The organism is Erwinia piriflorinigrans CFBP 5888 (genome assembly GCF_001050515.1).
Lineage (GTDB): Bacteria > Pseudomonadota > Gammaproteobacteria > Enterobacterales > Enterobacteriaceae > Erwinia > Erwinia piriflorinigrans.
Map to the genome: position 1 here is coordinate 21,107 of NZ_CAHS01000001.1, position 11,260 is coordinate 32,366.

Annotated in this window: 10 protein-coding genes; 8 read left to right on the forward strand and 2 right to left on the reverse strand. The window is 55.7% G+C overall.

From position 1 onward, the window contains the following. Nucleotides 1–133 precede the first annotated feature (133 nt). Nucleotides 134–1,015, reverse strand: coding sequence for a LysR family transcriptional regulator (locus EPIR_RS00045; RefSeq protein ID WP_023653242.1), 882 nt, complete (start codon nt 1,013–1,015; stop codon nt 134–136). 104 nt (nt 1,016–1,119) lie between these two features. On the opposite strand from EPIR_RS00045, the gene budA reads away from it, so the two are divergent. The 8 genes from budA to rbsR all read left to right on the forward strand — a co-directional run bounded on the left by budA (nt 1,120) and on the right by rbsR (nt 9,627). Beyond that, the gene (budA, locus tag EPIR_RS00050; RefSeq protein WP_023653243.1) at nt 1,120–1,902 is read left to right on the forward strand and encodes an acetolactate decarboxylase; all 783 of its coding nucleotides are present in this window, start codon (nt 1,120–1,122) and stop codon (nt 1,900–1,902) included. Nucleotides 1,903–1,920: 18 nt separating this feature from the next. Then, on the forward strand, nt 1,921–3,600 hold the full coding sequence (gene alsS, locus EPIR_RS00055) for an acetolactate synthase AlsS (RefSeq protein WP_023653244.1): 1,680 nt from the start codon (nt 1,921–1,923) through the stop codon (nt 3,598–3,600). Between the two features lie 218 nt (nt 3,601–3,818). Continuing rightward, nucleotides 3,819–4,238, forward strand: a complete 420-nt coding sequence (rbsD, locus tag EPIR_RS00060) for a D-ribose pyranase (RefSeq protein WP_023653246.1) — start codon at nt 3,819–3,821, stop codon at nt 4,236–4,238. Nucleotides 4,239–4,245: 7 nt separating this feature from the next. Continuing rightward, nucleotides 4,246–5,751: a ribose ABC transporter ATP-binding protein RbsA gene (gene rbsA, locus EPIR_RS00065; protein WP_023653247.1), complete on the forward strand. Its 1,506-nt coding sequence runs from the start codon at nt 4,246–4,248 to the stop codon at nt 5,749–5,751. A gap of 2 nt (nt 5,752–5,753) precedes the next feature. Then, nucleotides 5,754–6,722, forward strand: a complete 969-nt coding sequence (gene rbsC / locus EPIR_RS00070) for a ribose ABC transporter permease (RefSeq protein WP_023653248.1) — start codon at nt 5,754–5,756, stop codon at nt 6,720–6,722. A 25-nt stretch (nt 6,723–6,747) separates the two neighbouring features. Further along, a complete protein-coding gene (gene rbsB / locus EPIR_RS00075; protein ID WP_023653249.1) occupies nt 6,748–7,629 on the forward strand; it encodes a ribose ABC transporter substrate-binding protein RbsB in 882 nt (293 codons plus the stop codon). Nucleotides 7,630–7,693: 64 nt separating this feature from the next. Then, complete coding sequence (gene rbsK / locus EPIR_RS00080) at nt 7,694–8,623, forward strand: ribokinase (RefSeq protein WP_048696554.1); 930 nt, start codon at nt 7,694–7,696, stop codon at nt 8,621–8,623. Between the two features lie 2 nt (nt 8,624–8,625). Then, nucleotides 8,626–9,627 (forward strand): ribose operon transcriptional repressor RbsR, encoded by a 1,002-nt coding sequence (rbsR, locus tag EPIR_RS00085; protein WP_023653251.1) that lies wholly within the window; start codon nt 8,626–8,628, stop codon nt 9,625–9,627. On the opposite strand, the gene mdtD is transcribed toward rbsR, so the two are convergent. Next, nucleotides 9,624–11,024 carry a multidrug transporter subunit MdtD gene (gene mdtD / locus EPIR_RS00090; protein WP_023653252.1) on the reverse strand — a complete coding sequence of 467 codons (1,401 nt, stop codon included), beginning with the start codon at nt 11,022–11,024 and terminating at the stop codon, nt 9,624–9,626. The two genes, rbsR and mdtD, sit on opposite strands and share 4 nt — an antisense overlap. Between the last annotated feature and the right edge of the window lie 236 nt (nt 11,025–11,260).

The following is an 11,260-nucleotide window of genomic DNA, read 5'->3' on the forward strand; positions in this document are numbered from 1 at the left end:
GATAAACGAGGTTAAAAATATCAGGATACGGTTTTATTCTGCCGGAGGCAGTGCGATGCCTCCGGCAGAATAAAACCTATATGACTGGGAAGCCGGCGTAAAATGGGTAGGTAAAATCGCGGGTTAAAGCGGACTATGCATCCGCTAGCGTTGTGACCAGGTGATGCACGGCGGGTGAGCGGTCCCAGCGGCGCCAGGCGAGCGCGATATCACTGCCCAGCGTGGCATCCTCAATCTGATGGAAGCTGACGCCCGGCAGTTTGATACTGCGCAAAGAATCCGGGACGATGCTGATACCAAATCCGGCGGCGACCATGCTGATAGCGGAGGATATCTGTGGAGACTGCTGAAGGCATTCGGGCTGGAACCCGGCACGCACGCAGGCACTGATAATCACCTCGTACAGGCTGGGAGCTACCTCGCGCGGAAACAGGATCAGCGGCTCGTCTTGTAGCTGTGCCAGCGACAGACAGGCGGTGTCGGCTAAGCGGTGTGCTGCGGGTAACACCAGCGCCATCTTCTCACTGGCGATCACCTTCAGATTAAAGGCTTTACTGCTCTCACAGGGCAGGCGTACAAAGGCCGCATCCAGCAATCCTTCCTGCAAATCGTGCATCAGCGCCGCCATATTCTCTTCACGCGGCAGCAGCGTGATCGCCGGGAAACGATGCTGATAGCGGTGTAACAGCCTAAATATCTGCGGATGGAAGGCGGTGGAGCTGGCAAACCCAATCGACAGTCGCCCGCTGATACCGCGTGCAATCCCCTTCGCTTTCTCCAGCGCATGCCCGGTCAGCTCCAGAATCTGGCGCGCGTCCTGATAAAAGGCCTCTCCGGCATCGGTCAGTTCTACGCCGCGCGTCAGCCTTTTTAATAGCGGTGTACCTATCTCTTCCTCCAGCTTTTTAATCTGTTGGCTCAGTGGCGGCTGGGAAATACCGAGCATTTCAGCTGCCCGCGTAAAGTGGCGCGTTTCAGCAACCGCAACATAATAACGGAGATAGCGTAGTTCCATATCAAAAACGTCTCAAAGAGTAGGGGGTTCAATATTGGAACCATCAACAAAAAGGCGTCAATATTATCTAAATACTTCTTAACAGTTTAGCGGGAGAAGGTGCAATGACACATTCTGTAACCGATTGTTCTTGTGTGGAACAGCTAACCACAACCGTCAAAGAAATGCAGAAAGAAAGGCCAGAAAGCGTAATCTACCAGACATCTTTGATGAGTGCGTTACTCAGCGGCGTGTACGATGGCACTACCACCGTGGCAGACCTGCTGAAGAAAGGGGATTTCGGTCTTGGCACCTTTAACCAGCTGGATGGCGAACTGATCGCTTTTAACCGCGAAGTGTACCAGTTGCGTTCGGATGGCAGTGCGCGTGCCGCCCGACTGGACCAGAAAACGCCGTTCGCGGTAATGACCTTTTTCCGCCCGCAGTATCAACACCGCTTCACCGGCCCGGTTACCCGTGCCGAAGTCCACCAGACCATTGACCAACAGGTCAGTTCTGATAATCAGTTCTGCGCGTTGCGCATTGACGGCCTGTTCAGCCATGCACAAACCCGTACCGTGCCCTGCCAGCATCGTCCGTATAAATCGATGCCGGAAGTGCTCGGCAAACAGCCTACCTTCGAATTCGCACAGCGCAATGGCGTATTGATCGGTTTTCGTACCCCGCAATATATGCAGGGTATTAATGTGGCGGGTTACCACGAACACTTTATCACCGACGATCGTCAGGGCGGTGGCCATTTACTCGATTATCAGCTTGATCACGGCACGCTCACCTTTGGCGAAATCAGCAAACTGGTGATCGATCTGCCGGGCGACAGTGATTTCCTACAGGCAAATCTTAGTCCGGAAAATCTCGACTCTGCCATTCGTTCCGTCGAAAGCTGAAAGCAGGAGAAAATTTAGATGAAAAACGCAACTGATGTTCAGCAATGGGCACACGGTGCCGATCTGGTCGCGGCACAGCTAGAGGCGCAGGGGGTTAAGCACGTATTCGGTATTCCCGGTGCAAAAATCGATAAAGTGTTCGATTCGCTGCTGGACACCTCGATTCAGACCATTCCCGTACGCCATGAAGCCAATGCCGCATTTATGGCGGCAGCAGTCGGCAGGCTTACCGGTAAAGCCGGGGTGGCGCTGGTGACCTCTGGCCCCGGCTGTTCCAATCTGATCACCGGTATGGCGACGGCGACCACGGAAGGCGATCCGCTGGTGGCACTGGGAGGAGCAGTCAAACGCGCCGACAGCGCCAAGCAGGTGCACCAAAGCATGGATACGGTGGCGATGTTCCGTCCGGTGAGCAAGTACGCGGTGGAGGTAGGCTCTTCCGATGCGATTGGCGAGGTGCTGTCAAATGCGTTTCGTAGCGCCGAACAGGGCCGTCCCGGTGGTGCTTTCGTCAGTCTGCCGCAGGATATTGTGAATGAACCGGCGCGAGGCCAGTTGCTGAATACCCAGGGCCAGTTGCTGCTTGGATCCGCGCCGGATGCGGCGATTGCGGCAGTGGCGCAGCAGATTTCCCAAGCGAAGAACCCGGTGATCCTGCTGGGGCTGATGGCCAGCCAGCCTGCTAACAGCGAAGCGCTGTATCATCTGCTGGAGCGTAGCCATATCCCGGTCACCAGCACCTATCAGGCTGCGGGCGCGGTGCGGCAGGAGCATTTTTCACGCTTTGCCGGGCGCGTCGGGCTGTTCAACAACCAGGCGGGCGACCGCCTGCTGCGCGGGGCCGATCTGATTATCACCATCGGCTACAGTCCGGTCGAATATGAACCGGCAATGTGGAACAGCGGCACCGCCACGCTGGTGCATATGGATGTGCTGCCCGCCGATAGCGACAACTGCTATCTGCCGGATGCCGAGCTGGTGGGCGACATCGCCGCCACGCTGGAAAAACTGACCGCCCGCATCGACCAGGCCTTAACCTTAAGCCCGGAGGCGGCATCCATTCTTCAGGATCGCCAGCAGCAGCGCGAACTGCTGTCGTTGCGCGGTCACCAGCTCAATCAGTTTGCCCTGCATCCGCTGCGCATCGTGCGCGCTATGCAGGACATTATTAACAGCGATGTGACGCTGACGGTGGATATGGGTAGCTTCCATATCTGGATCGCCCGTTATCTCTACAGCTTCCGCGCGCGCCAGGTGATGATCTCCAACGGTCAGCAAACGATGGGGGTTGCGCTTCCCTGGGCAATTGGTGCCTGGCTGGTGGATCCGTCACGCAAAGTGGTGTCCGTTTCTGGGGACGGAGGCTTCCTGCAATCGAGCATGGAGCTGGAAACCGCAGTCCGCCTTGGTGCCAATGTGTTGCATATCATCTGGGTGGATGAAGAGTACAATATGGTGGCGATGCAGGAAGAGAAGAAATATCAGCGAGTGTCCGGCGTGAAGTTCGGCCCGGTTGATTTTAAAGCCTACGCCGAATCTTTTGGGGCTGCCGGTTTTGCGGTGGAAAGCGCCGAACAGCTGGAGCCCACGCTGCGCAAGGCGATGGACGTGCAAGGCCCGGCGGTGGTGGCCGTGCCGGTGGACTACGCCGACAACCATCTGTTGATGGGCCAGCTGCATCTCAGCCAGATTTTGTAACCATCGCGTACACCGAGGGCGGATTATCCTGCCGCTCTTTTCGACATCTTTTATTTCGGGCGGTATTAATACCGCCCTTTTTTTCGCCTGAACGATGACCGGTCATCAGCCAGCAAAACGTTTCGATGGCGATCACATTTCCAACATGTGAAGATTGTTTTCCCTCTGTTATTTCTTACACTAGCCCGCTAGCGAAACGTTTCGCTGTGGAGCAAATCATGAAAAAAGGCATCTTACTGCATTCGGCTATTTCGTCCGTGATATCCCGCTTGGGTCATACCGACAGTATTGTTATCGGTGATGCCGGTTTACCCATTCCTCCTGGTCCTGCGCGTATTGATTTGGCGCTGACTCAGGGTGTTCCCGGTTTTCTGGAGGTTGCCCAAGTGGTTACCCGCGAAATGCAGGTCGAGACTGCCATTATGGCGCAGGAGATGCAGCAGCATAATCCGCAGCGCCATCGCGAACTGATCGCCTTGCTCGACGCGTTACAGCAGCAGCAGGGCAACACCATCAGTATTCGCTATATCAGCCATGAACAGTTCAAACAGCAGACCCAGCACAGCCAGGCAATTATTCGCAGCGGAGAGTGTACGCCGTATGCCAATGTCATGCTGGTCGCTGGCGTGACCTTCTGAGGCGCTTATGCAACCTTTACTGCAACTTAGCGGCATCGACAAATCGTTCCCAGGCGTCAAGGCTCTGTCCGGCGCGGCGCTATCGGTTTATCCCGGACGGGTGATGGCGCTGGTGGGGGAAAATGGCGCGGGCAAATCCACCATGATGAAAGTATTGACCGGTATCTACACGCGTGATGCCGGATCTTTTATCTGGCTGGGCAAGGAAACCACGTTTAACGGCCCGAAAGCATCGCAGGAAGCGGGGATAGGCATCATCCATCAGGAGCTGAACCTGATCCCGCAGTTGAGCATTGCCGAAAATATCTTTCTTGGCCGGGAGTTTGTTAACCGCGTTGGCCGTATTCAGTGGAAAAAAATGTACGCGGCGGCGGATGCGCTGCTGCAACGCCTGAATCTGCGTTTTGGTAGCCACAAACTGGTGGGCGATTTGTCGATTGGCGATCGGCAGATGGTAGAGATCGCGAAGGTACTGAGTTTTGAGTCGAAAGTGATCGTGATGGATGAACCGACGGATGCGCTCACCGATACTGAAACCGCCTCACTGTTCCGCGTCATTGCTGAGTTGAAAGCCCAGGGCTGCGGCATCGTCTATATCTCCCACCGGATGAAAGAGATATTTGAGATCTGCGATGACGTCACTGTTTTCCGCGACGGGCAGTTTATCGCCGAATATGACGTGACGGCACTGAGCGAAGAGTCGCTGATTGAAATGATGGTGGGGCGCAAGCTGGAGGAGCAGTATCCGCGCCTCGATAAAACGCCGGGCGAAGTGCGCCTGAAGGTTGAACATCTCTCCGGTTCAGGCATTGAAAACGTCAGCTTTACGCTGCGCAAAGGTGAAATCTTGGGAGTGGCTGGCCTGATGGGCGCAGGGCGTAGCGAACTGATGAAAGTGCTGTACGGCGCGCTGCCTCGCAGTAAGGGGCGCGTAACGCTGGAGGGTAACGAGGTGCTGGCGCGTTCACCGCAAGAAGGGCTGGCGAACGGCATTGTTTATATCTCTGAAGACCGCAAGCACGATGGGCTGGTGCTGGGGATGTCGGTGAAAGAGAACATGTCGCTGACCGCGCTCAACTATTTCAGCTATGGCGCTGGCCGATTAAAACATGCGCAGGAACAGCAGGCGGTCGGGGATTTCATCGCGCTGTTTAAGGTGAAAACCCCGTCAATGGACCAGCCGATTGGCCTGCTCTCCGGCGGCAATCAGCAAAAGGTGGCGATTGCGCGCGGACTAATGACACGGCCAAAAGTCCTGATCCTTGATGAACCCACACGCGGCGTCGACGTTGGGGCGAAAAAAGAGATTTATCAGCTGATTAATCAGTTTAAGCAAGAAGGGTTGAGCATCATTCTCGTCTCTTCTGATATGCCAGAAGTGCTGGGCATGAGCGATCGCGTGCTGGTGATGCACGAAGGCCGTCTGAGCGGTGACTTTCCGATCGAACAGGCGTCGCAGGAGATATTGATGGCGGCGGCAGTGGGTAAATATGATAGTGCGGAGCGGGCATAACGATGAGTACGCAAATAATTTCTTCTCGCCGCCTGATGACAAAGGCATGGCTGCTTGAACAGAAATCGCTGATTGCGCTGGTGGTGCTAATTGCCATCGTTTCCAGCATCAGTCCGAACTTCTTCACCGTTGGCAACCTGTTCAACATTCTGCAACAGACGTCGGTCAACGCCATTATGGCGGTGGGCATGACGCTGGTTATCCTCACCTCCGGTATCGATCTCTCCGTGGGGTCACTGCTGGCACTGACCGGCGCGGTGGCGGCTTCGCTGGTTGGGCTGGAAGTCAATGCTCTGGTGGCGGTGGCGGCTTCTCTGGTATTAGGCGCGGGTATCGGTGCGATGACCGGCCTGATAGTGGCAAAAGGTAACGTGCAGGCATTTATCGCCACGCTGGTCATGATGCTGTTACTGCGTGGTGCAACGATGGTTTATACCAACGGTAGCCCGGTTAATACCGGCTTTAACGAGAACGCCGACCTGTTTGGCTGGTTCGGGATCGGCCGCCCGCTGGGTATCCCAACCCCGGTGTGGTTGATGGCAGCAGTATTCCTCGCCGCCTGGTACATGTTGCACCACACCAGGCTTGGTCGCTACATCTATGCGTTGGGGGGTAATGAGGCGGCGACGCGTCTTTCGGGCATCAGCGTCAATCGCGTCAAAATTATCGTTTACTCCCTGTGCGGAATGCTGGCAGCGCTGGCGGGCACCATTGAAGTTGCACGCCTCTCCTCGGCACAGCCAACGGCAGGCACGGGCTATGAGCTGGATGCTATCGCCGCCGTGGTGCTGGGCGGCACCAGCCTGGCCGGTGGTAAAGGGCGGATTATGGGGACGCTGATTGGCGCACTGATCCTGGGCTTCCTGAATAACGGGCTAAACCTGCTCGGCGTTTCCTCTTATTACCAGACGATCGTCAAAGCCGTTGTGATTTTACTGGCGGTGCTGGTGGATAACAAAAGCAGTAAATAACTTTCTACCCTTACAGGACATTAAAATGAAGATAAAAAAACTGACCGTGCTGGCGGTACTGTTAGGTGCCACGCTTAGCGCTAACGCGCTGGCAAAAGAGACCATCGCGCTGGTGGTGTCTACCCTCAATAACCCGTTCTTTGTGTCGCTGAAAGATGGCGCGCAGAAAGAGGCGGACAGACTGGGCTATAATCTGCTGGTGCTGGATTCGCAGAACAATCCGGCGAAAGAGCTGGCCAACGTACAGGATCTCACCGTACGCGGGACTAAAGTGTTGCTGATTAACCCCACGGATTCCGATGCCGTGGGTAACGCGGTGAAAATGGCTAACCAGGCCAATATCCCGGTTATCACTCTGGATCGCGTGGCTACGCAGGGCAAGGTGGTCAGTCATGTTGCTTCTGATAACCGGGCTGGCGGCAAGCTGGCCGGTGACTATATGGCGCAAAAAGCCGGTAAAGGGGCAAAAATTATCGAATTGCAGGGCATTGCCGGCACTTCCGCTGCACGCGAACGCGGTGAAGGGTTCAAACAGGCTGCCGATGCGCACCAATTCACGATCCTTGCCAGCCAACCGGCTGACTTCGACCGTACTAAGGGCCTGAACGTGATGCAGAACCTGCTAACCGCGCACCCGGATGTACAGGCGGTGTTTGCGCAGAATGATGAAATGGCGCTGGGCGCTCTGCGCGCATTGCAAACGGCGGGCAAAGCTGATGTAGTCGTGGTGGGTTTCGACGGCACGCCAGACGGTATTAAAGCGGTACAGGGTGGTAAATTGGCGGCGACCGTTGCGCAACTGCCCGAGCAGATCGGCGCGGTTGGCGTTGAAACGGCTGATAACGTATTGAAAGGAAATCAGGTTCAGGCCATCAATCCGGTTGAGCTGAAACTGGTCACCCGGTAAGGCAAAGACAAGCATGGCTCGCGCCACCGCTGAGTGGCGCAATGACCTGGATAACTCCCTTATTATGAAGAAAAGCGGCAAACTGGCTGTCCTCGGCAGCATCAACGCCGATCACATTTTGAACCTGGCGCACTTCCCGCGTCCGGGCGAAACGGTGATCGGGAAGCAGTATCAGGTTGCATTTGGTGGAAAAGGGGCTAACCAGGCCGTTGCCGCCGGACGCAGCGGTGCGGATATTGCGTTTATCGCCTGTGTGGGCGAAGACGATGTCGGTGAGCGTATTCTCCAGCAGTTGACCAACGACCACATTGATGTCGCTCCTGTCGCGGTTATCACCGAAGGATCTACCGGCGTGGCGCTGATTTTCGTCAACGGTGAAGGTGAAAATACCATCGGTATCTATGCCGGTGCCAATGCCGCCCTGACGCCGCAGCGCGTCGTTGAGCATCAGCAGACGATTGCGGAATCGCAGGTGCTACTGATGCAGCTGGAGTCGCCACTGGATAGCGTGCTGGCAGCCGCGCGTATCGCACATCAGCACCAGACTCGGGTGGTGCTAAATCCTGCCCCGGCAACGCCACTTTCGGATGAGCTGCTATCGCTGGTCGATATAATTACCCCTAATGAAACTGAAGCGCAGATCCTGACCGGCGTGACGGTAAACAGTGATGAAGACGCTGCCCGCGCTGCGCATAAGCTGCATGAGAAAGGGATCGCAACGGTACTGATTACGCTTGGCAGCCGGGGCGTTTGGCTGAGTGAGCAGGGTAACGGCCAGCGTATTGCTGGTTTCCGCGTGGCGGCCGTTGATACCATTGCCGCAGGTGATACCTTTAACGGCGCGCTGATGACCGCGTTACTGGAGCAGTGTCCGATGGTTGAGGCGGTACGCTTTGCCCATGCCGCCGCCGCCATTGCCGTGACGCGACGTGGTGCGCAGCCTTCGGTTCCGTGGCGCGATGAAATAGACAGTTTCTTGCAGCAGCAGGGGTAAATGTGGCAACGATGAAAGACGTCGCCCGCCTTGCGGGTGTTTCGACCTCTACCGTATCGTACGTGATTAATAATAATCGCTTCGTCAGCCCGGCGGTTCGAGAAAAAGTGACCTCGGCGGTCAGACAGCTTAACTATGCACCCTCGGCGCTGGCGCGCAGCCTGAAGCTAAATCAGACCCGCACTATCGGCATGTTACTGACCGCCAGCAGCAATCCCTTCTATTCCGAAGTGGTGCGTGGCGTTGAGCGCAGCTGTTACGAACGTGGTTACAGCTTGGTGTTATGTAACACGGAAGGCGATGAGGCGCGGATGAACCACAGCCTGGAAACGCTGATGCAAAAGCGTGTCGATGGTCTGTTGATCATGTGTACTGAAAGCCATCGGCCCTCCGCCGATATTCTCCGTCGTTACCCCGGCGTGCCTGCGGTGATGATGGACTGGGCGCCGTTTGAATGGGGTAAAGACATTATTCAGGATAACGCGCTGTTAGGTGGGAAAATGGCGACCCGTCATCTCATCTCCCGAGGATATACGCGTATTGCCTGTATTACCGGCCCGCTGGACAAAACCCCGTCCCGTATGCGTCTTGAAGGTTATCGGCAGGCGATGGAACACGCCGGGTTGCCGATACCAAAGGCCTGGATCATCAGTAGTGACTTCGAGTTTCAAGGCGGCTTTAATGCCATGAATGAGCTGCTGGCCCTGCGCCCGCCGCCGCAGGCGGTATTTACCTGCAATGATGCGATGGCCGTTGGGGTTTATCATGCTTTATATCAGGCGGGTATGACGATCCCGCAGGACATGGCGGTGATAGGCTACGACGACATTGAGCTGGCCCGTTACATGACTCCGCCGCTCAGTACCGTGCATCAGCCTAAAGACGAACTGGGCGAGCTGGCGATTGATGCCCTACTGCATCGTCTGGCCGATCCAACGGCCGAGACGCAGCTGCTGGTACTGACACCGGAATTGATTGAACGCGCCTCAGTCGGGGAAATTTAAGTTTTCGTCTTCTTATCGCGAGCGCTGATGAGATTACGACCATCCCCCGGCTTCAGCAGCAGGAATACCAGTGCCGACAGTACGGTGATGATGCCCATAGTCAGGAAGGTGGCATGGAAGTGCTGCAATGTGCCACCGTCAAAATTTTCATAAAAACGCAGTACCGCCGCGCTGACCGCAACACCGAAACCAACCGCTAACTGCTGGGTGACGGCCAACATACTGTTGCCACTGCTGGCGTTACCGTCATTCAGATCGGCCAGGGTAATGGTATTCATCGCGGTAAACTGGGTTGACATCGCCATGCCCAGAATAAACAGTGGGATCAGCAGCGCCAGCATATTCCAGTGCGCAGACTGTAAAGAGAACGAAGCCACCAGTATGCCAATCAGTACGCTAATGCCTACCAGCGTTTTGCGATATCCAAATCCGCGCAGCACACTAGTCACCGTCGACTTGGCCAGAATAGAGCCCAGTGCGGTAGGGGCCATCATGCAACCCGCCAGCAGTGCGGTGTAACCAAAACCGACCTGCAACATCAGTGGCATCAGGAAGGGAACGCTGCCGGTCCCCATACGTGAGAAAATGTTGCCGACGATGCCAACGGAAAAGGTGCGCGTCTTAAATATGGGCAGCGGGATCAGCGGAGAGGGATGACGCCGGGCATGGACTATATAGAGAAGCAGCAGCGCTATGCCTGCCAGCAGCACCGTCAGCGCAATCAGGCTGGATACCACACGCTCGCCAAACAGCTCAATGCCGCTGGATATGCCTACCAGTCCCAGACCAAACAACAGGAAGCCCAACATATCAAAGCGGCGTTTCGGCGTGGTGAAGTCCGGCATATATTTGCGCGCATAGAAAATGCCGAGGACGCCAATAGGAATATTAATCAGGAAAATCCAGTGCCATGTAGCCCATGTCACCAGCACGCCGCCCAGTAAGGGGCCTAGCACCGGCCCCACAAGCCCCGGCATGGTGACAAAATTAAGCACCGGGAGCAGTTCGCTGCGCGGATAGGCGCGCAGCAGTGCGAGACGAGCCACCGGCATCATCATTGCGCCGCCAATCCCCTGTACGACACGCGAAGCAACCAATATCCCCAGTGAGCCGGACAGGGCGCAGGCCAGTGACCCCAGAGAGAACAGGAAGACCGCAATGATAAACACCTTGCGTGTGCCAAAGCGGTCAGCCAGCCATCCACTGACCGGAATGAACATCGCAACCGTTAAGGTGTAGCTGATGATAGCGGACTGCATTGCCAGTGGAGAGCGCTCAAGACTTTGAGCTATGGCTGGCAGAGCAGTATTAAGGATGGTGGCATCCAGCGACTGCATAAAGAAGGCCATTGCGGCTATCCACGGAAGTCCGGCCATACTGCGCGCGGATTTAATCATTGATTGTCCTTTCTGTTCGTCTGGTTTTCATGTGAGTTTCCTGTGATTCAGAAAGAATAGCATCTCGTTTTAGCTTGGATCGCTACCCGTGAACACTTTTCAGACCCGGAATGCGGGTTTATTGGCCTGAAAAAGGTTGCTTTTAAGGCTTTTGAGGAAAAAACGCACGCTTAGTCATTTTTTTGCAATAAACGCTTGTCACCGGTCGAGAACTCCCTATAATGCGCCTCCATCGA